The following is a 23,381-nucleotide window of genomic DNA, read 5'->3' on the forward strand; positions in this document are numbered from 1 at the left end:
GCTCCAGCGGAATGTGGCACGTGCGCGTGCTCGGTGATCGGTGGGACGTCGGAAGCCGGCATGGTCACTCCCCGACCGCTCCGGCGCCCAGTGGGCTTGCGGCGACCTTGTGCCCGGGTCCTTCGGTCGCACCCGGAGCCGCTCCGGGGAACCTCAGCCTCAGCACCGCCAGCATACCGAGCACGGTGGCGAGAGAGCCGAGAGCGTAGGCCAGGATGACGCGGAGGGCCACTTCGCCCGGTGCGAAGGTGACACCGACGAGGACGACGGTGCCGGCGGCCCAGCAGAGTAGTTGCAGGTTGTGCCGCTTGAATACCATCAGCGCCTGACCGAGGACCATCGCGAACATGTACGCCACGGTGCCGGCGGACAAAAGGAAGAAGTCGACGCAGCCCAGTACGGGTCCGGCGTCGAACAGGACCTTGATCAGCCACGGGCCGAGCACGGTCGCGGGCACTCCCCCGAGCAGGCCGAGCGCCCCGACGACCACGCCGATCCGGCGCAGCATCGCGGAGAACGCCGCCCGGTCGCCGGCCGTGTAGGCGGCGGTCAGCCCGCCGAGCAGCGAGGCCTGCAGCGAGCCGAAGACGAACAGCGGCACCCGGGCCAGGACCAGCGCGTTGAGCAGCGCCGCGATCAGCACGCTGTCGGTGGGGGCGAGCAGCTTGGTGCTCATCACCGCGGCGTTGACGACGACCTGGGACAGCAGGGTCGAGCAGATCAACAGGCCGAGTCCGGCGGTCAGTTCCCGCCAGGCGATGTCCTCGCCGGGCTCCACGGCGCGCAGCAGCGCCGGCAGGGTGACCAGCGTCGCGGCGATCGGCGCGACGGCCAGGACCAGACTGAAGGCGAGCGCCGAGTGCAGCCCGGCGACCGCGCAGCCGAAGGCGAGGGCGATGCGCAGCCCGCCGTCGACGGCCAGCTGGGTGCCGTACGCGCCGAACCGGCCGAGGCCGGCCAGGACCCCGCGGGTCAGGTAGCAGACGGCCATGCCCGTGAACGCGCCGCCGAGCGCCGCCACCAGGCCGCGGTCGCCGCGGAACAGCAGGTCCGCGATCGGGCCCGCGCCGACGGCGAGGACGAGCAGGGTCGCGCCCAGGATCCCGGCGGTCAGCAGCGTGGCCCGGCGCAGCACGGGAGCCGCTCCCTGGCCGTGCACCACGCGGGCGGCGACGATCCGGGTGAGCTCCTGCTCGATGGGGAAGAAGATGCCGAGGCCGAGCGCCATGACGATCGTCCACAGCACCGAGACGTTCGCCATGGCGTCCGTGGACAGGCTGTGGCCGGCCACGCCCAGGTGGACGTACGAGGCCGCACCGAGCACGACAGTGCCGCCGGCCACCGCGACGGTGCCCGGCGGCAGCGCCGCGGTGAGCCTGCTCAGCAGGGACTTCATCCCGTACTGCCGTTCCTGGCCGCAGCGGCCAGAGCGCTGAACGCGGGGGTGGCCAGGGCCTGGGCGAGCTGCTCGCGCCAGTCGGAGAGCGGGGCCAGCCCCGCCCCTTCCTCCCAGGCGTCGTGCCCGAGCACGCTGAACGCCGGGCGGGCGGCGGGGCGTACGAACGCGGCGGAGGTGGTCGGCCGGATGCGCTCCGGGTCGAGCCCGCTCAGCCGGTACGTCTCGCGGGCCAGCCCCATCCAGGTGGTCCGGCCGCTCGCGGTGCCGTGGTAGACCCCGCCCATGGCCGTGCCCTTCAGCGCGGCGAGACCCAGCTCGACCAGGCGCCGGGCCAGCGCGTAGGACCAGGTGGGCTGGCCGTGCTGGTCGTCGACGACGTCGAGGGTGTCGCGCTGGGCGGCCAGCTTGAGCATGGTGGCGACGAAGTTCGGCCCGTGCTCGCCGTACAGCCACGCGGTCCGGACGACGTAGCCGTCCTGCGGCAGCAGTTCGGCTACGGCCTGCTCGCCGATCAGCTTGGAGCGCCCGTACGCGTTGAGCGGGCCGGTCGCGGCGTCCTCGCGGTACGGCTCGGTGGCGTCGCCGGGGAGCACGTAGTCGGTGGAGACGTGCAGCAGGCGCGCGTGGGCGGCGGCGCAGGCCTCGGCGAGGACGCGCACGCCGGTGCCGTTGACGGCGGTGGCGGCGTCCTCGGCGGTCTCGGCGCCGTCGACGTCGGTCCACGCGGCGCAGTTCACGACCACGGTGACGCCCTCGACCGCCGCGCGGACGGCGGCCGGGTCGGTGATGTCGAGGTCGGTGCGGCGCAGGCCCACGGCTTCGATCCCGGCAGCCTTCAGGACGGCCAGGACGTCCTGGCCGAGCATCCCGGCGGCGCCGGTGACGAGCCAGCGTCCGGCTCGCGGGTTCGCGCTCACTTCTGCAGGGCCGCCTTCGCCTTCAGCGGCTCCCACCAGGCGCGGTTCTCGCGGTACCAGTCGATGGTGGCCTTGATGCCGTCCTCGAAGGTGACCTGCGGCGCGTAGCCGAGCTCCGAGCCGATCTTGCTGATGTCGATGGAGTAGCGGAGGTCGTGGCCCTTGCGGTCCTCGACCTGCTCGACCATGTCCCAGCCGAGGCCGGCCGCTTCGAGCAGCACGCCGGTGAGCTCCTTGTTGGTGAGCTCGGTTCCGCCGCCGATGTTGTAGACCTCGCCGGCGCGGCCCTTCCGCATGGCCAGGTCGATGCCGCGGCAGTGGTCGGAGACGTGCAGCCAGTCGCGCACGTTGCCGCCGTTGCCGTACAGCGGGACCTTCTTGCCGTCCATCAGGTTCGAGACGAACAGCGGGATGACCTTCTCCGGGAACTGGTAGTGCCCGTAGTTGTTGGAGCAGCGCGTGACCACGACGTCCATGCCGTGCGTCCGCGCGTAGGCCAGGGCCAGCAGGTCGGACGAGGCCTTGGAGGCGGAGTACGGGGAGTTCGGCACCAGCGGCCACTCCTCGGTCCAGGAGCCCTCGCTGATCGAGCCGTACACCTCGTCGGTGGAGATGTGGACGAAGCGGCCGACCCCGTGCTTGCGGGCGGCGTCGAGGAGCACCTGCGTACCGACGACGTTGGTCATCACGAACGGGCCGGCACCGGCGATCGAGCGGTCCACGTGGGACTCGGCGGCGAAGTGCACCACCACGTCGTGCCCGGGCATCACCTGGTCGACGGCCTCGGCGTCGCAGATGTCGCCCTTGACGAACTTGTAACCGGGGTGGTCGGCGACGGGCGCGAGGTTCGCCTCGACGCCCGAGTAGGTCAGCTTGTCGAAGACCGTGATCTGGGCCGATGCGTCTGCACCGAGCTGCTGCCGGACGAATTCTGAACCGATGAAGCCGGCGCCGCCGGTCACAAGGATGCGCATAATACGAAGAGTCTAGCCGCTCGTACACCACCCACCCGGCCCGCGCCGCGGCGCCCTCCGTGCTCTCGCATAGGGTTGGGCCCATGCGTGGAATTCTCTTGGCCGGTGGCACCGGATCCCGACTCTGGCCGCTGACCCGGGCAGTCTCGAAGCAGCTGCTCCCCGTCTTCGACAAGCCGATGATCTACTACCCGCTCTCCACCCTGGTCATGGCCGGAATCAGCGAGATTCTCGTCATCACCACGCCGGAGGACCGTGCGCAGTTCGAGCGACTGCTCGGCGACGGCTCCCAGTTCGGCATACGGCTGGAGTACGCGGTCCAGGAGCGCCCCGAGGGCATCGCCCAGGCGTTCGTGCTCGGCGCCGACTTCATCGGCGACGAGTCGGTCGCCCTGATCCTCGGCGACAACATCTTCCACGGCAGCGGCCTCGGCACGCGCCTGGCGGAGCACACCGGCTCCAAGGGCGGCCGGGTCTTCGCGTATCCGGTGGCCGACCCGACCGCGTACGGCGTGGTGGAGTTCGACGAGAACGGCCAGGCCATCTCCATCGAGGAGAAGCCGGTCAAGCCCAAGTCCCGCTACGCGGTACCGGGTCTGTACTTCTACGACAACCGCGTCGTGGAGATCGCTCGTGGCCTGAAGCCCAGCGCGCGCGGCGAACTGGAGATCACCGCGGTCAACGACGCGTACCTCCAGGCCGGTGAGCTGAATGTCACCATCCTCGACCGCGGCACCGCCTGGTTGGACACCGGGACCTTCGTCTCCATGGTCCAGGCCTCGGAGTTCGTCCGCGTGATCGAGGAGCGCCAGGGCTTCAAGATCGGCTGCATCGAGGAGGCGGCCTGGCGGGCCGGCCTGATCGACTCCGCGCAGCTGCGCGAACTGGCCCAGCCGCTGCTCAAGAGCGGCTACGGCGACTACCTGATCGCTCTGCTCGAAGAGGAGTCCTCCCGGTGAAGTTCCGCCAGCTCTCGATGGAGGGCGCCTACGAGATCACCCCGCAGCTGCACGGCGACCCGCGCGGCCTGTTCACCGAGTGGTACCGCTTCGACAAGCTGTCCGAGGTCGTCGGCCACCCGCTGAACCTGGCGCAGGCGAACCTCTCGGTGTCCTCGCGCGGCGTGGTCCGGGGCATCCACTTCGCCGACGTGCCGCGCGGCCAGGCCAAGTACGTGACCTGCGTGCGCGGCGCCGTGCTCGACGTCATCGTGGACCTGCGGGTCGGCTCCCCGACCTTCGGCCGCTGGGAGGGCGTCCGCCTGGACGACGTGGACCGCCGCGCGGTCTACATCCCGGAGGGGCTGGGCCACGGGTTCTGCGCGCTGAGCGACGACGCCACGCTGTCGTACCTCTGCTCGGAGACGTACAACCCGACCGGCGAGCACTCGGTTCACCCGCTCGACGCGGACCTGGGCATCGAGTGGCCGGCGGACGTGCCGCTGCTGTCCGCCCGCGACGAGGCCGCGCCGACGCTGGCCGAGGCGATCGAGTCGGGCCTGCTGCCGGACTACGCCGCCTGCAAGGAGTTCACCGAGTCCCTGCGCGTGACCGGCTGACGGATCCCCCGCAGGGCACGAGAGAGGGCCGCACCCCGTCATCGGGGGTGCGGCCCTCTTCCGTGTGCCGTGCGCACGTGACGCGCGTCCTGCACGTCCCGCCCGTCCCGCCCGTCCGTACGACGAAGGGCCCCTCCCCCGCCGCCGGAGCGGTGGGGAAGGGGCCCTTCTGTCAAACATGGTGCCCGCTCGCGCGAGCTACCAGGTCAGAGCACGAATTACTTCGTGATCTTGATGACCTGGCCGGCGCCGACCGTACGACCACCCTCACGGATGGCGAACTTCAGGCCCTCCTCCATGGCGACCGGCTGGATCAGCGCGACCGTCATCTCGGTGTTGTCGCCCGGCATGACCATCTCCGTGCCGGCCGGCAGGGTGACGACACCCGTGACGTCCGTGGTACGGAAGTAGAACTGCGGGCGGTAGTTGTTGAAGAACGGGGTGTGACGGCCACCCTCGTCCTTCGACAGGATGTAGGCCTGGGCCTCGAACTCGGTGTGCGGCGTGACCGAACCGGGCTTGATGATGACCTGGCCGCGCTCGACGTCCTCGCGCTTGATGCCACGGAGGAGCAGACCGACGTTCTCACCGGCCTGGCCCTCGTCGAGCAGCTTGCGGAACATCTCGATGCCGGTGACCGTGGTGGTGGTCTTGGCTTCCTTGATGCCGATGATGTCGACGGTCTCGTTGACCTTCAGGACACCACGCTCGATACGGCCGGTGACGACCGTACCGCGACCGGTGATCGTGAAGACGTCCTCGACGGGCATGAGGAACGGCTTCTCGGTGTCACGCGGCGGGGTCGGGATCGACTCGTCGACGGCGGACATGAGGCCGAGGAGCTTCTCGCCCCACTCCTTGTCGCCCTCGAGGGCCTTCAGCGCGGAGACGCGGACGACCGGCAGGTCGTCGCCCGGGAACTCGTACTCGGAGAGCAGCTCACGGACCTCGAGCTCGACGAGCTCCAGGATCTCCTCGTCGTCCACCATGTCGGCCTTGTTCAGGGCGACGACGATGTACGGAACGCCGACCTGGCGGGCCAGGAGCACGTGCTCCTTGGTCTGCGGCATCGGGCCGTCGGTGGCGGCGACCACGAGGATGGCGCCGTCCATCTGCGCGGCACCGGTGATCATGTTCTTGATGTAGTCAGCGTGACCCGGGCAGTCGACGTGGGCGTAGTGACGCGCCTCGGTCTGGTACTCGACGTGCGCGATGGAGATGGTGATACCGCGCTGGCGCTCCTCAGGAGCCTTGTCGATCTGGTCGAAGGCCGAGGCCTCGTTCAGGTCCGGGTACGCGTCGTGCAGCACCTTGGTAATGGCGGCCGTGAGGGTCGTCTTACCGTGGTCAATGTGACCGATGGTGCCGATGTTGACGTGCGGCTTAGTCCGCTCGAACTTCGCCTTCGCCACGGGGTCCTCCTGGAGAGTGGTTCTGTACGCCTTACTCATCGGCGCCAGGTGATCTTTGCTGGAAAGCCGGCCCCTCCGGGGCAACGGAGGGTTACTCCTGTTGCCCCGGGGGCTCCGGTGACAAGCCTAAAGCGTGTACTCGGAAGAGTTACTCGCCCTTGGCCTTCGCGATGATCTCCTCGGCGACGTTCCGGGGAACCTCGGCGTAGGAGTCGAACTGCATCGAGTAGCTGGCGCGACCCGAGGTCTTGCTGCGGAGGTCTCCGACGTAGCCGAACATCTCCGAAAGGGGCACGAGGCCCTTCACGACACGAGCACCGTGACGCTCTTCCATGGCCTGGATCTGGCCACGGCGAGAGTTGATGTCACCGATGACGTCACCCATGTAGTCCTCAGGGGTGGTGACCTCGACGGCCATCATCGGCTCCATGAGCACGGGGGACGCCTTGCGCGCGGCCTCCTTGAAGGCCTGCGAACCGGCGATCTTGAACGCGAGCTCGGAGGAGTCGACCTCGTGGTAGCCACCGTCGAGAAGCGTGACGCGAACGCCCGTCATCTCGTAGCCGGCCAGGATGCCGAACTGCATGGCCTCCTGCGCACCGGCGTCGACCGAAGGGATGTACTCCTTCGGCACGCGGCCACCGGTGACCTTGTTCACGAACTCGTACGCCGGGCCGTCGGCCTCGGTGATGGGCTCGATCGCGATCTGCACCTTGGCGAACTGACCGGTACCACCGGTCTGCTTCTTGTGCGTGTAGTCGTGACGCTCGACGGTGCCGCGGATGGTCTCGCGGTACGCGACCTGCGGCTTGCCGACGTTGGCCTCGACCTTGAACTCACGCTTCATACGGTCGACCAGCACCTCGAGGTGCAGCTCGCCCATACCGCCGAGGATGGTCTGGCCCGTCTCCTCGTCCGAGTGAACGTGGAAGGAGGGGTCCTCCTCCGCCAGGCGCTGGATGGCGACACCCAGCTTCTCCTGGTCACCCTTGGACTTGGGCTCGATGGCGACCTGGATGACCGGAGCCGGGAAGTCCATGGACTCCAGGATCACGGGCTGCTTGTCGTCACACAGCGTCTCACCGGTGGTGGTCTGCTTCAGGCCCATGACGGCGACGATGTCACCGGCGCCCACCGCGTCGATCTCTTCACGCTTGTTGGCGTGCATGCGGTAGATCTTGCCGATGCGCTCCTTCTTGCCCTTGACGGAGTTCAGCACCGAGGTGCCGGCCTCCAGGCGGCCCGAGTAAACCCGGACGAAGGTGAGCTTGCCGAGGTGCGGGTCGCTCATGATCTTGAACGCCAGCGCCGCGAGGGGCTCCTCGTCGGACGGCTTGCGCTTCACGACCACCTCGGCGTCGCGGACGTCGTGGCCCTCGATGGCCTCGATGTCCAGCGGCGACGGCAGGTAGCGGACGACGGCGTCGAGCAGGGGCTGAACGCCCTTGTTCTTGAACGCCGTGCCACAGAACACCGCGGTGATCGTGGGCTCGCCCTTGCCCTTGCCGGAGCCGAGGATGATGCGACGGACGGCGGCGTGCAGCTGCTCCACGGACGGCTCGTCGCCGTTCAGGAAGAGCTCCATGATCTCGTCGTCGTTCTCGGCGACGGTCTCGACCAGCTTGCCGCGCCACTCTTCAGCGGCCTCGGTGTGCGTGGCCGGGATGTCGACGATGTCGTACATCTCGCCCTTGGTCGCCTCGGCGGACCAGACGAACGCCTTCATCGTGACGAGGTCGACGACACCCTGGAAGTCGGCCTCGGCACCGATGGGGAGCTGCATGACGATCGGAACCGCACCGAGGCGGTCCTTGATCATGTCGACGCAGCGGTGGAACTCGGCGCCGGTGCGGTCGAGCTTGTTGACGAAGCAGATGCGCGGCACGCCGTAACGGTCGGCCTGACGCCACACCGTCTCCGACTGCGGCTCCACACCGGCGACACCGTCGAACACGGTGACGGCACCGTCGAGGACGCGGAGCGAACGCTCCACCTCGACCGTGAAGTCCACGTGGCCCGGGGTGTCGATGATGTTGATGGTGTGGTCGACGTCCTCGAGCGGCCAGTGGCAGGTCGTCGCGGCAGACGTGATCGTGATGCCGCGCTCCTGCTCCTGCTCCATCCAGTCCATCGTGGCAGCGCCGTCGTGGACTTCACCGATCTTGTAAGACACACCGGTGTAGAACAGGATGCGCTCGGTGGTGGTCGTCTTGCCCGCGTCGATGTGAGCCATGATGCCGATGTTGCGCACCTTGGCCAGGTCAAGCGAAGTGGTAGCCATATCGGCTCAGTCTTCTCTCGGTCTCGATGTGGGTTGGGACTACCAGCGGTAGTGCGCGAAGGCCTTGTTGGACTCGGCCATCTTGTGCGTGTCCTCGCGCTTCTTGACGGCAGCGCCAAGACCGTTGGAGGCGTCGAGCAGCTCGTTCATGAGGCGCTCGGTCATGGTCTTCTCACGACGGGCGCGGGAGTAACCCACGAGCCAGCGGAGGGCCAGGGTCGACTGGCGACCCGGCTTGACCTCGACGGGGACCTGGTAGGTCGCGCCACCGACACGGCGGGACTTGACCTCGAGGGACGGCTTGACGTTCTCGAGCGCGCGCTTCAGCGTGATGACCGGGTCGTTGCCGGTCTTCTCGCGGAGGCCTTCCATGGCGCCGTAAACGATGCGCTCGGCGGTGGAGCGCTTGCCGTTCAGGAGGATCTTGTTGATGAGCGACGTCACCAGAGGAGATGCGTAGACCGGGTCGATGATGACCGGGCGCTTCGGGGCGGGGCCCTTACGAGGCATTCTTACTTCTCCTTCTTGGCGCCGTAGCGGCTGCGGGCCTGCTTGCGGTTCTTGACAGCCTGGGTGTCAAGCGCACCGCGGATGATCTTGTAACGAACACCCGGCAGGTCCTTCACACGGCCACCACGCACGAGCACGATCGAGTGCTCCTGCAGGTTGTGTCCCTCACCCGGAATGTAAGCGGTGACCTCGATGCCGGAGGTCAGACGCACACGCGCGACCTTACGGAGCGCCGAGTTCGGCTTCTTCGGGGTGGTCGTGAACACACGCGTGCAGACGCCGCGGCGCTGGGGCGAAGCCTCAAGCGCGGGCGTCTTCGTCTTCTCGACCTTGTCCTGCCGGCCCTTACGGACCAGCTGCTGGATCGTAGGCACTACTTCTCCGGTTTCTGTGTGCCGTGTAGTGAAGCTAACCTGGAACTTTGCCGACCCACGCGGTCGGGTGTGTCGGATCCGGCGGGACTCCGCGCAAGCACGGAAACGCATGGATCGCGGTGGCTGATCCGGCTCTCATGCGGTTGATGGACACGCACAGGAGCCCAGGCACACCCCAGGCACAAGGTCTGAGCGTACCTACCGCATCCCATCCGGTCAAAACAAAGGCCCGCGCGGGACGAGCGCGATATCGCCGCCGGTCATGTGCCGCTTGGGCGAGACCCCGGTGTGGCCCTGCCGACTCGCGCATGTGGTAAAGGCGTGCTAAGCGGAGCGGGACGGGGCGGCCGCCCCCGCGAACTAAACTGCCCCAGCGATTCGCTTGATTCGTCGCGAAACGGCGCAGGCGTCGACGGACGTCCACGGGCATCCACGGCATCCACGGCATCCACGAGCACTCAGGGAGCGGGACATTGCGGACGGTCACCTCGGAGACGACGGCGACGGACCGTCCGGCCCTGCCGTCTCCCCGCCGCCGGCCCCTGCGGCTCGCCCGCGTACCCGCCCGTCTGCGCGGCCGCCTGTACGGGCCCCTGCTGGCGTTCCTGATCACCTCGGCCGCGTTCTGCTCGGCCTGGGCCGCCCGCGGCACCTACCCCTTCGGCAACACCGGCCGGGCCATCAACGACCAGGCCAACCAGTACGTGCCCTTCCACCGCGCACTGTGGGACCTGGCCCACGGGCAGTCCGCCGGTGACGTGCTCTTCACCTGGCGCGCGGGCTTCGGCCAGCAGTTCCTGTCCGACTACTACACGTACCTCGGCAACCCGTTCTCCTGGCTGGCCGTCCTGGTCCCGCGCGACCACGTCGACCTCGCCGTCTTCGCGATCACCCCGATCACCATGGGCACCGCCGCCGCCGTCATGACGGTCTACCTCGGCAAGCTCCACCCCGGCCCGTGGTGGCAGCGCGGGGTGCTCGGCGCCTGCTACGGGCTCTGCGGCTGGGCGCTCAGCGACGCCTCGTACATCCCGATGTGGCTGTGGGGCCTGGTCGCCCTCCCGCTGCTCGGCATCGCCGTCGAGTGGTGCCTGGAGGAGCGCCGCTGGCCGGGCGTCGCGCTGTTCGTCGCGCTCGCCTGGTTCGGCAACTTCTACACCGCGATGATGGCCACGATGGCCGCCTGCGTACTGCTCGCCATCCGCCTGATCACCCGGGACATGACCGGCCGGCAGCGGCTGCGCGCGGTGTGGCGGGCCGCGACGGCCGCCGGGACGGGCATCCTGCTGACCCTCCCGCTCCTGCTGCCGTCGTTCCTCTCCAGCGGCTCCGCCCAGCCCACCCAGGCCGGGGCCTTCGAGCCCGTGCGGATCGAACTGTTCCTCGCCGGGATGCTCCCCGCCACGCACCTGTGGGGCGGCCGCCCGCGGCTGTACGTGGCTTCGCTCGGCCTGATCCTCGCCGGATCGTTCCTGTTCAACGCCGCCATCGCCCGCCGGACCCGCCTGGTGTGGGCGGCGGCGACCCTGCTCGTCGTCGCCTCGTTCCAGTTCCCGCCGACCCAGTACGTGTGGCACGGGCTGGCGGTGCCGAACGGCAACCCGTACCGCGAGGCCTTCGTCTTCAGCGGCATGGTGGTGGTCCTGGCCTGGCTGGCCCTGGCCCACCGCCCGCGCCCGCCGCACGTGGCGCTGACGGCCGCCCTGCTGGTCGCGGCCACCTTCGTCCTGCGCCGCGCCGACGACTTCGGCGGCTGGACCTGGCCTGCGGTGCTGGTGGGCGGGGCCGTCTCCGTACTGGCCCTCGTCCTCCTCGCCCTGGGCGAGAAGCGGCGGTACCTGATCCCGGTGGCCGCGGTCCTCATGGTCTGCGTGGTCTTCGCGGAGTCCACGGTGGCGGCCGCCGGCGCGGACTCCCGCCGCGGCCGCGAACGCTGGGCGAAGCCGGTCGCCACCTCGAACCGCTCGATCGGCGCGCACTTCGACGCCGTCCGGCAGGTGGACGGCTGGCCCGCGTACCGGACCGACTCCGGCGCGCCGCAGAGCTCGTACAACGACGCCCTCGCCCTGCGCGCCGAGGGCCCGCAGTACTACAGCAGCTACCTGCCGGAGGCCACGTACCGGACCCTGGAGCCCCTCGGCTACGGCTTCAAGAACGACGGCCGGACCTTCTTCGGCGCCGACGACCCGGTGCTCGACGCGATCTTCTCCATCGGCGCCCGGGTCCGCCCGGGGGCCGAACCGGGCAGCTGGACGTCCACGCGCTTCGCGGCCCCTCCCCTGGTGACGCTCCGCTCCGGCCCCTACACCTCGCCCAACCCGGCGGACAGCGTCTACGCCCGGCAGGAGAACGTCCTCGGCGCCACCGTCCACCAGGTCCCCCAGGTCAGCCGCGGGGGCACGGCCACGGAGCAGACGTACACCGCCCAGTGCGCCCCCGGCTCCGAGGCGTACTGGTACTCCCCCCAGATCTACGGCACCCTCACCCACGCCGGCGCGTCCCGCCCCCTGGAAGACCGGATGACCGGGGTGATCAAGCTGGGCGAGGTCCCCGCGGACGGCGAGGTGGCCGTGTCGGTGCACACGCGCACCAAGGACGCGACGGCCGGCGAGCACCCCGTCGGCTGCCTGGACCGCGCCGCCCTGGACACGGCGATCGCCTCGCTGAAGTCCACCGGAGCCACGAAGGTCACCACGGGCGGCCACTCCATCGAAGCCACCCTCCCGAAGGGCGCCGAGGGCACGGCCGTCTTCGCGATGACGGCCGTCCCGGGCTGGCAGTGCACGGCCCCGGTGAAGAGCTTCCACGGCCTGGTCTCCGTGGACCTCCCCGCGGGCACCGACAAGGTCTCCTGCACCTTCACCCCCAAGGGCCTCACCCCCGGCCTGACCGCCGCCGCCCTGGCCCTCCTGACCCTCACGTCGGCAACCCTCACCACCCACCGCCGCCGCCGGCGCGCCTGACGGTGTCCCCCGCGGCCCCGGGGCATCCCCCCGGGGCCGGAACACGAAGAAGCCCCCCGCCGCTCCTCTCGGAGCGGCGGGGGGCTTCCTTCATACGAGCTGTCAGCCGTTGTACGGGCCGTAGTCGTAGTCCTCCAGCGGGACGGCCTGGCCGGAGCCGGTGCCGAAGGGCGAGTAGTCGATGTCGTCGTAGCCGACGGCCGAGTACATCGCGGCCTTCGCTTCCTCGGTGGGCTCGACCCGGATGTTGCGGTAGCGGGCGAGGCCCGTACCGGCCGGGATGAGCTTACCGATGATGACGTTCTCCTTGAGGCCGATGAGGCTGTCGGACTTGGCGTTGATCGCCGCATCCGTCAGGACTCGGGTCGTCTCCTGGAAGGAGGCGGCCGACAGCCAGGATTCCGTCGCCAGCGAGGCCTTGGTGATACCCATCAGCTGCGGACGGCCGGAGGCGGGGTGACCGCCCTCGGTGACCACACGACGGTTCTCGGTCTCGAACTTCGAGCGCTCGACGAGCTCGCCCGGCAGGAGCTCCGCGTCGCCGGACTCGATGATCGTCACGCGGCGCAGCATCTGCCGGATGATGATCTCGATGTGCTTGTCGTGGATCGACACGCCCTGCGAGTTGTAGACCTTCTGGACTTCGCCGACCAGGTGGACCTGGACGGCACGCTGGCCGAGGATGCGCAGCACGTCGTGCGGGTTGGTGGCACCCGCGGTGAGCTTCTGGCCCACCTCGACGTGGTCGCCCTCGTGCACGATGACCTTGGCGCGCTTCGAGATCGGGAACGCCGTCTCGTCGCTGCCGTCGTCGGGCGTGATGACGATCTTCTTCGTCTTCTCGGTCTCCTCGATCCGCACGCGGCCGGCGGCCTCGGAGATCGGGGCGACACCCTTCGGGGTACGGGCCTCGAAGAGCTCGACGACACGCGGCAGACCCTGCGTGATGTCGTCACCGGCCACACCACCGGTGTGGAAGGTACGCATCGTCAGCTGGGTACCGGGCTCACCGATGGACTGGGCGGCGATGATGCCGACCGCCTCACCGATGTCGACCAGCTTGCCGGTGGCGAGCGAGCGTCCGTAGCAGAAGGCACAGGTGCCGACCGCGGACTCACAGGTCAGGACCGAGCGGGTCTTGACCTCCTCGACGCCGTTGGCTACCAGGGCGTCGATCAGGACGTCACCGAGGTCGACGTTGGCCGGCGCGATGACCTTGCCGTCGATGACGACGTCCTCGGCCAGCATGCGGGCGTAGACGGACGTCTCGACGTCGTCGGCCTTGCGCAGCACGCCGTCCTCGCCGCGAACGGCGATCTTCAGCTTCAGGCCGCGCTCGGTGCCGCAGTCCTCCTCGCGGATGATCACGTCCTGCGAGACGTCCACCAGACGACGGGTCAGGTAACCCGAGTCGGCGGTACGCAGGGCGGTGTCCGCCAGACCCTTACGGGCACCGTGCGTGGAGATGAAGTACTCCAGAACGGTGAGGCCCTCACGGAAGGACGCCTTGATCGGACGCGGGATGGTCTCGTTCTTCGCGTTCGACACCAGACCACGCATACCGGCGATCTGTCGCATCTGCATCATGTTTCCTCGGGCACCCGAGTCAACCATCATGAAGATGGGGTTCGTCTTGGGGAAGTTCGCGTTCATCGCCTCGGCAACCTCGTTGGTCGCCTTGGTCCAGATCGCGATGAGCTCCTGCGTGCGCTCGTCCTTGGTGATCAGACCGCGCTCGTACTGCTTCTGGACCTTCTCGTCCATCGCCTCGTAGCCCGCGACGATGGCCTTCTTGGCCTCGGGCACGACGACGTCGGAGATGGCCACGGTGACGCCCGAACGGGTCGCCCAGTGGAAGCCGGCCGCCTTCAGGTTGTCGAGCGTCGCCGCCACGATGACCTTGGGGTAGCGCTCCGCCAGGTCGTTGACGATCTCGGAGAGCTGCTTCTTGCCCACCGAGTAGTCGACGAACGGGTAGTCCTCGGGCAGCAGCTCGTTGAAGAGCGCGCGGCCCAGCGAGGTCTTCAGACGGAAGCTGTCGCCCGGCTGGAACTCCTGCTCGCCCTCTTCGGCGACCGGCGGCACCCAGCCACGCGGCGGGATGGTGCCCACCGGGAAGCGGATGTCGACGGACGACTGCAGCGCGAGCTCGCCGGCGTCGAACGCCATGATCGCCTCGGCCGTGGAGCCGAACGCACGGCCCTCGCCCTTGGTGTCACGGAGCTCACCGTCGGTGGTCAGGAAGAACAGACCGAGGACCATGTCCTGGGTCGGCATCGTGACCGGACGGCCGTCGGCCGGCTTGAGGATGTTGTTCGAGGACAGCATCAGGATGCGGGCCTCGGCCTGCGCCTCCGCGGAGAGCGGCAGGTGCACGGCCATCTGGTCACCGTCGAAGTCCGCGTTGAACGCGGTGCAGACGAGCGGGTGGATCTGGATGGCCTTGCCTTCGACCAGCTGGGGCTCGAAGGCCTGGATGCCGAGGCGGTGCAGCGTGGGCGCACGGTTCAGCAGGACCGGGTGCTCGGCGATGACCTCTTCGAGCACGTCGTACACGACCGTGCGGCCGCGCTCGACCATGCGCTTCGCCGACTTGATGTTCTGCGCGTGGTTCAGGTCGACCAGGCGCTTCATCACGAACGGCTTGAAGAGCTCCAGCGCCATGGCCTTGGGCAGACCACACTGGTGCAGCTTCAGCTGCGGACCGACGACGATCACGGAACGCGCGGAGTAGTCCACGCGCTTGCCGAGGAGGTTCTGACGGAATCGACCCTGCTTGCCCTTGAGCATGTCGCTCAGGGACTTCAGCGGACGGTTGCCGGGACCGGTCACCGGGCGACCACGACGACCGTTGTCGAAGAGGGCGTCCACGGCCTCCTGGAGCATGCGCTTCTCGTTGTTCACGATGATCTCGGGGGCACCGAGGTCGAGAAGGCGCTTCAGGCGGTTGTTGCGGTTGATCACGCGGCGGTACAGGTCGTTCAGGTCGGAGGTCGCGAAGCGGCCACCGTCCAGCTGCACCATCGGGCGAAGGTCCGGCGGGATGACCGGCACGCAGTCGAGCACCATGCCCTTGGGGCTGTTGCTGGTCTGCAGGAACGCGGAGACGACCTTGAGGCGCTTGAGCGCACGGGTCTTCTTCTGGCCCTTGCCGGTACGGATGATCTCGCGGAGGCGCTCGGCCTCCTCTTCGAGGTCGAAGGACTCCAGGCGCTTCTGCAGCGCCGCGGCACCCATCGAACCGTCGAAGTACGTGCCGAAGCGGTCGCGCAGCTCGCGGTAGAGCAGCTCGTCGCCCTCGAGGTCCTGGACCTTGAGGTTCTTGAAGCGGTTCCAGACCTCGTCCAGACGGTCGATCTCGCGCTGGGCGCGGTCACGGAGCTGCTTCATCTCGCGCTCGGCGCCTTCGCGCACCTTGCGGCGCACGTCGGCCTTGGCGCCCTCGGCCTCAAGCTCGGCCAGGTCGGTCTCGAGCTTCTTGGCACGGCCTTCGAGGTCCGCGTCACGGCGGTTCTCGATCTGCTGGCGCTCGACGGAGACGTGGGCCTCCAGCGACGGGAGGTCGCGGGTGCGGCGCTCGTCGTCCACGAACGTGATCATGTACGCGGCGAAGTAGATGACCTTCTCGAGGTCCTTCGGCGCGAGGTCCAGCAGGTAGCCCAGGCGCGACGGGACGCCCTTGAAGTACCAGATGTGGGTGACGGGAGCGGCAAGCTCGATGTGGCCCATCCGCTCACGACGCACCTTGGCGCGCGTGACCTCGACGCCACAGCGCTCACAGATGATGCCCTTGAAGCGGACACGCTTGTACTTGCCGCAGTAGCACTCCCAGTCCCGGGTCGGACCGAAGATCTTCTCGCAGAAGAGTCCGTCCTTCTCGGGCTTGAGGGTGCGGTAGTTGATGGTCTCCGGCTTCTTGACCTCGCCGTGGGACCAGGTTCGGATGTCGTCCGCGGTGGCAAGGCCGATCCGCAGCTCGTCGAAGAAGTTGACGTCGAGCACTGTGCGTCAATCCCTCTTTCGGGGTCGAGTCTCAATCATGGTCTGAACGGTCCCGGGGATGACGGGGGGCTCTTGAGCGAGCCCCCCGTCAGGCCCGTCAGACCTCTTCGACGCTGCTCGGCTCACGCCGGGACAGGTCGATACCGAGCTCCTCCGCCGCGCGGAAGACGTCCTCGTCGGTGTCGCGCATCTCGATGGACATGCCGTCCGAGGACAGCACCTCCACGTTGAGGCAGAGCGACTGCATTTCCTTGATGAGCACCTTGAAGGACTCGGGAATGCCCGGCTCGGGGATGTTCTCGCCCTTGACGATGGCCTCGTAGACCTTCACGCGGCCGGTGACGTCGTCGGACTTGATGGTCAGCAGCTCCTGGAGGGCGTAAGCGGCGCCATAAGCCTCAAGCGCCCACACCTCCATCTCACCGAAGCGCTGGCCACCGAACTGCGCCTTACCACCCAGCGGCTGCTGCGTGATCATCGAGTACGGACCGGTCGACCGAGCGTGGAGCTTGTCGTCGACCAGGTGGTGGAGCTTGAGGATGTACATGTACCCGATCGAGATCGGGTCCGGGAACGGCTCGCCGGAGCGGCCGTCGAACAGACGCGCCTTGCCGGACGGGAGGACCAGGCGGTCGCCGTCGCGGTTCGGGATCGTGTGCTCGAACAGGCCGGCGAGCTCGTCCTCGCGGGCACCGTCGAACACCGGGGTGGCGACGTTGGTGCCGGGCTCGACGCGGTCGGCGCCGATGGCCTTCAGTCGCTCGGCCCACTCCTCGCCGAGGCCGGAGACGTCCCAGCCGCGGCTGGCGAGCCAGCCGAGGTGGATCTCCAGGACCTGTCCCGGGTTCATTCGGGACGGGACACCCAGCGGGTTCAGGATGATGTCGACCGGCGTGCCGTCCTCAAGGAAGGGCATGTCCTCGATCGGAAGGATCTTGGAGATGACACCCTTGTTGCCGTGGCGGCCGGCGAGCTTGTCACCGTCGGTGATCTTGCGCTTCTGGGCGACGTAGACGCGGACCAGCTGGTTCACGCCCGGAGGAAGCTCGTCGCCCTCCTCGCGGTCGAAGACGCGGACACCGATGACCTTGCCGATCTCACCGTGAGGGACCTTGAGCGAGGTGTCACGCACCTCGCGGGCCTTCTCACCGAAGATCGCGCGGAGCAGGCGCTCCTCGGGGGTCAGCTCGGTCTCACCCTTGGGCGTGACCTTGCCGACGAGGATGTCGCCGGCGACGACGTCCGCACCGATGCGGATGATGCCGCGCTCGTCGAGGTCGGCGAGGACCTCCTCGGAGACGTTCGGGATGTCCCGGGTGATCTCCTCGGGGCCCAGCTTGGTGTCACGGGCGTCGACCTCGTGCTCCTCGATGTGGATCGAGGAGAGGACGTCGTCCTGCACGAGGCGCTGCGACAGGATGATCGCGTCCTCGTAGTTGTGGCCTTCCCACGGCATGAACGCGACGAGCAGGTTCTTGCCGAGGGCCATTTCGCCCTCTTCGGTGGCCGGGCCGTCGGCGAGGACCTGGGCCTCGACGATCCGGTCGCCCTCGTTGACGATGACCTTCTGGTTGACCGAGGTGCCCTGGTTCGAGCGGGAGAACTTGGCGACGCGGTACGTGGTGTACGTGCCGTCGTCGTTGGCGACGGTGATGTAGTCGGCCGAGACCTCCTGGACGACACCGTCCTTCTCCGCCTTGATCGAGTCGCCGGCGTCGACCGCACAGCGGTACTCCATGCCGGTGCCGACGAGCGGGGCCTCCGCCTTGATGAGCGGAACGGCCTGGCGCATCATGTTCGCGCCCATGAGGGCGCGGTTGGCGTCGTCGTGCTCGAGGAAGGGGATCATCGCGGTCGCGACGGACACCATCTGGCGCGGGGAGACGTCCATGTAGTCGACGTCGTCGCCGGCGATGTAGTCGATCTCGCCGCCACGACGGCGGACCAGGACGCGGTTCTCGGTGAAGCGCATCTCGTCGTTCAGGCCGGCGTTGGCCTGGGCGATGACGAAGCGGTCTTCCTCGTCGGCGGTCAGGTAGTCGACCTCGTCGGTGACGACACCGTCGACGACCTTGCGGTACGGGGTCTCGACGAAACCGAACGCGTTGACGCGACCGTAGGAGGCGAGCGAGCCGATCAGACCGATGTTCGGGCCTTCAGGGGTCTCGATCGGGCACATGCGGCCGTAGTGCGACGGGTGGACGTCACGGACCTCGAAGCCGGCCCGCTCACGGGACAGACCACCGGGACCCAGAGCCGAGAGACGACGCTTGTGCGTCAGACCCGACAGCGGGTTGTTCTGGTCCATGAACTGCGACAGCTGGCTGGTGCCGAAGAACTCCTTGATGGAGGCGACGACCGGCCGGATGTTGATCAGGGTCTGCGGCGTGATCGCCTCGACGTCCTGCGTGGTCATGCGCTCGCGCACGACGCGCTCCATACGAGCCAGACCCGTGCGGACCTGGTTCTGGATGAGCTCGCCGACGTTGCGCAGACGACGGTTGCCGAAGTGGTCGATGTCGTCGGTCTCGACGACGATCGAACGGCCCGACTCACCATTGGTCTCGGTCTCGCCCGCGTGGAGCTTCACGAGGTACTTGATCGTCGCGATGATGTCGTCGGTGGTGAGCACACCGGCGTCCAGCGGCTCGTCGGCGCCGAGCTTCTTGTTCACCTTGTAGCGGCCGACCTTGGCGAGGTCGTAGCGCTTCGGGTTGAAGTAGAGGTTCTCGAGCAGCGTCTGAGCGGCCTCGCGGGTCGGCGGCTCGCCCGGGCGCAGCTTGCGGTAGATGTCGAGCAGCGCGTCGTCCTGGCCCTGGGTGTGGTCCTTCTCCAGGGTGGCGCGCATGGACTCGTACTCGCCGAACTCCTCGAGGATCTGCTCGGTGGTCCAGCCGAGAGCCTTCAGGAGGACGGTGACGGACTGCTTGCGCTTGCGGTCGATGCGGACACCGACCATGTCGCGCTTGTCGACCTCCATCTCCAGCCAGGCACCCCGGGACGGGATGATCTTGGCGGAGAAGATGTCCTTGTCGGACGTCTTGTCGATGGAGGAGTCGAAGTAGACACCGGGGGAACGGACGAGCTGCGACACGACGACACGCTCGGTGCCGTTGATGACGAAGGTGCCCTTGTTGGTCATGAGCGGGAAGTCGCCCATGAAGACCGTCTGAGACTTGATCTCACCGGTCTCGTTGTTCGTGAACTCGGCCGTGACGAAGAGCGGCGCCGCGTACGTGAAGTCGCGCTCCTTGCACTCGTCGACGGAGTTCTTCGCCGGCTCAAACCGGTGGTCGCGGAACGTCAGCGACATCGAACCGGAGAAGTCCTCGATCGGCGAGATCTCCTCGAAGATCTCTTCCAGACCGGACTTGGTGGGAACGTCCTGTCCGCTCTCGAGCGCCGACTCGACGCGAGACTTCCAGGCTGCGTTACCGAGCAGCCAGTCAAAGCTCTCGGTCTGCAGCGCCAGGAGGTTCGGAACCTCGAGGGGCTCCTTGATCTTTGCAAAGGAGATGCGCAGCGGGGCGGTGCTGGCACCGGTGTTCGTATTGGTCGAGGCGTTGCGCGAGGCGGCCAAGAGGGGGTCCTTCCGAGGGCTCGGACTCACTACGCGCGTACCGGTCCCAGCTGACACAGAAGACGGCCCGCCTGATTCGGTCGAAAAGACCTGGTCAGGGCGTATCGATCAAGTGTGCTCGAGCGTGGGCATGCCCCTGGCGACGGGCAGGGGGCAGCTAACAGGCAGCGCAAAGGGTCAGTGTAGCCACTTGGCTCACTGATGTCCAGACCAGGTTTCCGGAAACCGGCAACAGGCCTTCCCCATGTCGTTTAAACCAACCCTGCGACCCTGCGTCCAACACGCGACTCTCGTGGCTCTCGCACACAGAGCGCGTATCAGTACTGCCCTCTTCGTAGTCGATCCATGCCTCGGATCTTCGATCCGTGCCGCGGATCTCGGACCGGTCCCGTACGAGGCCGATCGATCCCACAACGGGACTGAGAATTGCGCGCCGCGTGCCGTTCGTCAAGGCCCCCTGCTCCGTGCGGATCAGCTCCGGACCCGGCTGCGGGGCAACGATGATCACCCTACTCCCCAACGAGACCAGGGCAAGTCAGGCACTGCGGGTACGCCAAAGGGCGACCACCCTTACGGGTGATCGCCCTCGGTTGAGGCCTCAGAGGGGCCTCAGAGGTGTTACTTGACCTCGACGGCCGCACCGGCGCCCTTGAGGGCCTCGGCGGCCTTCTCGGCGGCGTCCTTGGCGACCTTCTCGAGGACGGGCTTCGGCGCACCGTCGACGAGGTCCTTGGCCTCCTTCAGACCCAGGGAGGTCAGCTCGCGCACGACCTTGATGACCTGGATCTTCTTGTCGCCGGCACCGGTGAGGATGACGTCGAACTCGTCCTTCTCCTCCTCGGCGGCGGCGGCGTCGCCACCACCCTGACCCGGGGCGGCAACGGCGACGGCCGCGGCGGCGGTGACGTCGAACTTCTCCTCGAAGGCCTTCACGAACTCGGAGAGCTCGATGAGGGTCATCTCCTCGAACTGGGCGAGGAGGTCGTCCTGAGAGAGCTTCGCCATGATGGGCGATCCTTCCACTAATTCGGCAGGTGCCGGATGTATATAGAGGCGGGCGTAACGGCCCGCTACGACCCACGCACTAGGCGGCGTGGATCAGTGCGCGAGCCGAATTACTCGGCACCGCCCTGCTCGGCGAGCTTGACGCGAAGCGCTTCCGCGGTGCGGACGAACTTCGACGGCAGCGCCTGGAAGAGCGAGGCAGCCTGGGACTGCTTGCCCTTGAACGCGCCGGCCAGCTTGCTGAGCAGAACCTCGCGGGACTCGAGGTCCGCGAGCTTCTTGATCTCATCGGCGGAGAGCGCCTTACCATCAAGGACACCCGCCTTGATGATGAGGTTCGGGTTTTCCTTGGCGAAGTCACGCAGGCTCTTCGCCGACTCCACCGGGTCACCGGTGATGAAGGCGACCGCGGTCGGACCAGCGAAGTGCTCGTCCAGCGCGGTGATCCCGGCCTGGTTGGCCGCAATCTTGGTCAGCGTGTTCTTCACCACGGCGTACTGGGCGTTCTCACCGAGCGAGCGACGCAGCGTCTTGAGCTGCGCGACGGTGAGACCCCGGTACTCGGTCAGCACGGCGGCGTTCGAGCTCTGGAACGCGTCCTTGAGCTCGGCTACCGATGCAGCCTTGTTGGGCGTCGGCATATGCGTTCGCCTCCTTCCGGGTGATGAGGACCGCTCAGAAGGGGCTGACATACGAAACGCCCCGGCGCAGGCGCCAGGGCGTAGCTCAACCGGAACGAATTCCGGGAACATTCCAAGGTCACCTGCGCAGGACGTCCGCAATTGGCGGATCCTTCGGCCGCCGCACCCTTACGGGCACGACAACGACCAGCGGTCTTTGGCTTCTCCGGAAGAGTACGTGAACGGGCCGAGCCAAGGCAAATCGCCTCGGGAACGCCCGGGAGGACCCCCGGACCGGCCGGGCCCGGGCCCCGGGGCGCGGGGGCCCGGAACGCGGAAAACGGGCCCCTCGCCGCCCTGTGAAGGGGGCGAGGGGCCCGTTTCAGCCACTCAGGTGAGCCGGGGGCTCAGCGGAGCTCAGACAGCGGCCGGGTCTTCCTCGACGAGGAGGTTCCGGGTGCGGTTCGAGTCCAGCTGGATGCCGGGGCCCATCGTGGTGCTCAGGGCGGCCTTCTTGACGTAGCGGCCCTTCGCGGCGGACGGCTTCAGACGAAGGATCTCGTCCAGGGCCGCACCGTAGTTCTCGACCAGCTGCTCATCGGTGAAGGAGACCTTGCCGATGATGAAGTGCAGGTTCGAGTGCTTGTCGACACGGAACTCGATCTTGCCACCCTTGATCTCGGTGACAGCCTTGGCAACGTCCATGGTGACGGTGCCGGTCTTCGGGTTCGGCATCAGGCCACGGGGACCGAGCACGCGGCCGAGGCGGCCGACCTTGCCCATGAGGTCCGGAGTGGCGACAACCGCGTCGAACTCGTTCAGGCGGTTGCCCTTGGCGATCTCGTTGATCAGCTCGTCGTCGCCGACGATGTCGGCGCCGGCGGCTTCCGCGGCCGCAGCACGGTCACCGGTCGCGAAGACCAGGACCCGGGCGGTCTTACCGGTGCCGTGCGGGAGGTTCACGGTGCCACGGACCATCTGGTCGGCCTTGCGCGGGTCGACACCCAGGCGGAAGGCGACCTCGACGGTGGCGTCGAACTTGGTCGTGGAGGTCTCCTTGGCGAGACGGACGGCCTCGAGCGGGGCGTACAGCTTCTCCCGGTCGACCTTGGCGTCCGCAGCGCGGAGAGTCTTGCTGCGCTTCACTTCTGCTCCTGTATTTCGGCTTCAGGCATGGAGTCGTGGTGCGGACCAGCGCTTGGTCCTACCACTGGTGGTGCTGGGGGGTGGCTGGATCAGCCTTCGACCGTGACGCCCATCGAGCGCGCGGTGCCGGCGATGATCTTCATCGCGGCGTCGACGTCGTTGGCGTTGAGGTCGGGCATCTTCAGCTCGGCGATCTCGCGGACCTGGGCGCCGGTGAGCTTGGCGACCTTGGTCTTGTGGGGCTCGCCGGAGCCCTTCTCGATGCCCGCGGCCTTCAGGATGAGGCGCGCGGCCGGCGGAGTCTTGGTGATGAAGGTGAAGGTGCGGTCTTCGTAGACCGTGATCTCCACCGGCACGACCATGCCACGCTGCGACTCGGTCGCGGCGTTGTAGGCCTTGCAGAACTCCATGATGTTGACGCCGTGCTGACCGAGCGCGGGGCCGACCGGCGGAGCCGGGTTGGCCGCACCGGCCTTGATCTGGAGCTTGATAAGCCCCGTGACCTTCTTCTTCTTGGGAGGCATTGCTCTCTCCGGGTCCTAGTGAGAGTTTTTCGCCGCCAATCCGGTCATCCGGATGGAGGCATACCGCACCACGATAACGGGTATCGGAGCGGGGCTAAAAACCGAGCAGGTCAGAC

16 protein-coding genes are annotated in these 23,381 nt (G+C 67.8%); 3 read left to right on the forward strand and 13 right to left on the reverse strand.

Annotated features, from left to right (window positions below; genetic code table 11):
• Positions 1–64: 64 nt before the first annotated feature.
• From K7B10_RS17615 to rfbB, 3 genes are read right to left on the reverse strand one after another with little or no spacing between them, the layout of a single operon-like run.
• On the reverse strand, positions 65–1,396 hold the full coding sequence (locus K7B10_RS17615) for a lipopolysaccharide biosynthesis protein (RefSeq protein ID WP_229336996.1): 1,332 nt from the start codon (positions 1,394–1,396) through the stop codon (positions 65–67).
• Positions 1,393–2,316: a dTDP-4-dehydrorhamnose reductase gene (gene rfbD, locus K7B10_RS17620; protein WP_308284595.1), complete on the reverse strand. Its 924-nt coding sequence runs from the start codon at positions 2,314–2,316 to the stop codon at positions 1,393–1,395. Before rfbD ends, K7B10_RS17615 begins: the two co-directional genes overlap by 4 nt.
• A complete protein-coding gene (rfbB, locus tag K7B10_RS17625) occupies positions 2,313–3,290 on the reverse strand; it encodes a dTDP-glucose 4,6-dehydratase (protein ID WP_229336998.1) in 978 nt (325 codons plus the stop codon). Before rfbB ends, rfbD begins: the two co-directional genes overlap by 4 nt.
• Positions 3,291–3,373: 83 nt before the next feature.
• Here rfbB and rfbA point away from each other — a divergent pair, with 83 nt between their 5' ends.
• Together rfbA and rfbC are read left to right on the forward strand one after the other, a co-directional pair.
• On the forward strand, positions 3,374–4,249 hold the full coding sequence (gene rfbA, locus K7B10_RS17630; RefSeq protein ID WP_229337000.1) for a glucose-1-phosphate thymidylyltransferase RfbA: 876 nt from the start codon (positions 3,374–3,376) through the stop codon (positions 4,247–4,249).
• A 17-nt stretch (positions 4,250–4,266) separates the two neighbouring features.
• Entirely contained in the window at positions 4,267–4,848 is a 582-nt protein-coding gene (gene rfbC, locus K7B10_RS17635) for a dTDP-4-dehydrorhamnose 3,5-epimerase (protein ID WP_267502091.1), read from the forward strand.
• Between the two features lie 218 nt (positions 4,849–5,066).
• On the opposite strand, the gene tuf is transcribed toward rfbC, so the two are convergent.
• The 4 genes from tuf to rpsL form a co-directional block, all read right to left on the reverse strand.
• Positions 5,067–6,260: an elongation factor Tu gene (gene tuf / locus K7B10_RS17640; protein WP_030873556.1), complete on the reverse strand. Its 1,194-nt coding sequence runs from the start codon at positions 6,258–6,260 to the stop codon at positions 5,067–5,069.
• A 148-nt stretch (positions 6,261–6,408) separates the two neighbouring features.
• Positions 6,409–8,541, reverse strand: coding sequence for an elongation factor G (fusA, locus tag K7B10_RS17645; RefSeq protein WP_030873555.1), 2,133 nt, complete (start codon positions 8,539–8,541; stop codon positions 6,409–6,411).
• 39 nt (positions 8,542–8,580) lie between these two features.
• Positions 8,581–9,051, reverse strand: a complete 471-nt coding sequence (gene rpsG / locus K7B10_RS17650; RefSeq protein ID WP_007265894.1) for a 30S ribosomal protein S7 — start codon at positions 9,049–9,051, stop codon at positions 8,581–8,583.
• 2 nt (positions 9,052–9,053) lie between these two features.
• On the reverse strand, positions 9,054–9,425 hold the full coding sequence (gene rpsL / locus K7B10_RS17655; RefSeq protein ID WP_007265893.1) for a 30S ribosomal protein S12: 372 nt from the start codon (positions 9,423–9,425) through the stop codon (positions 9,054–9,056).
• Between the two features lie 473 nt (positions 9,426–9,898).
• Between rpsL and K7B10_RS17660 the strand changes: the two genes are divergently transcribed.
• Positions 9,899–12,388: a YfhO family protein gene (locus K7B10_RS17660; protein ID WP_229337004.1), complete on the forward strand. Its 2,490-nt coding sequence runs from the start codon at positions 9,899–9,901 to the stop codon at positions 12,386–12,388.
• Positions 12,389–12,490: 102 nt separating this feature from the next.
• Here the strand turns inward: K7B10_RS17660 and K7B10_RS17665 are convergent, their stop codons facing one another.
• From K7B10_RS17665 to rplK, 6 genes are all read right to left on the reverse strand, one after another.
• A complete protein-coding gene (locus K7B10_RS17665; RefSeq protein ID WP_030154672.1) occupies positions 12,491–16,390 on the reverse strand; it encodes a DNA-directed RNA polymerase subunit beta' in 3,900 nt (1,299 codons plus the stop codon).
• Positions 16,391–16,487: 97 nt separating this feature from the next.
• Positions 16,488–19,970, reverse strand: a complete 3,483-nt coding sequence (gene rpoB / locus K7B10_RS17670) for a DNA-directed RNA polymerase subunit beta (RefSeq protein WP_229337005.1) — start codon at positions 19,968–19,970, stop codon at positions 16,488–16,490.
• A gap of 618 nt (positions 19,971–20,588) precedes the next feature.
• A complete protein-coding gene (gene rplL / locus K7B10_RS17675; protein WP_048474779.1) occupies positions 20,589–20,975 on the reverse strand; it encodes a 50S ribosomal protein L7/L12 in 387 nt (128 codons plus the stop codon).
• Positions 20,976–21,085: 110 nt separating this feature from the next.
• Positions 21,086–21,616 (reverse strand): 50S ribosomal protein L10, encoded by a 531-nt coding sequence (rplJ, locus tag K7B10_RS17680; RefSeq protein ID WP_229337006.1) that lies wholly within the window; start codon positions 21,614–21,616, stop codon positions 21,086–21,088.
• Positions 21,617–22,012: 396 nt separating this feature from the next.
• Entirely contained in the window at positions 22,013–22,741 is a 729-nt protein-coding gene (rplA, locus tag K7B10_RS17685; protein WP_030154662.1) for a 50S ribosomal protein L1, read from the reverse strand.
• 89 nt (positions 22,742–22,830) lie between these two features.
• On the reverse strand, positions 22,831–23,265 hold the full coding sequence (gene rplK / locus K7B10_RS17690) for a 50S ribosomal protein L11 (protein ID WP_030154660.1): 435 nt from the start codon (positions 23,263–23,265) through the stop codon (positions 22,831–22,833).
• Positions 23,266–23,381 lie beyond the last annotated feature (116 nt).

It is taken from the genome of Streptomyces flavotricini, from assembly GCF_020639365.1.
In the GTDB taxonomy this organism is placed as follows: Bacteria; Actinomycetota; Actinomycetes; order Streptomycetales; family Streptomycetaceae; genus Streptomyces; species Streptomyces flavotricini.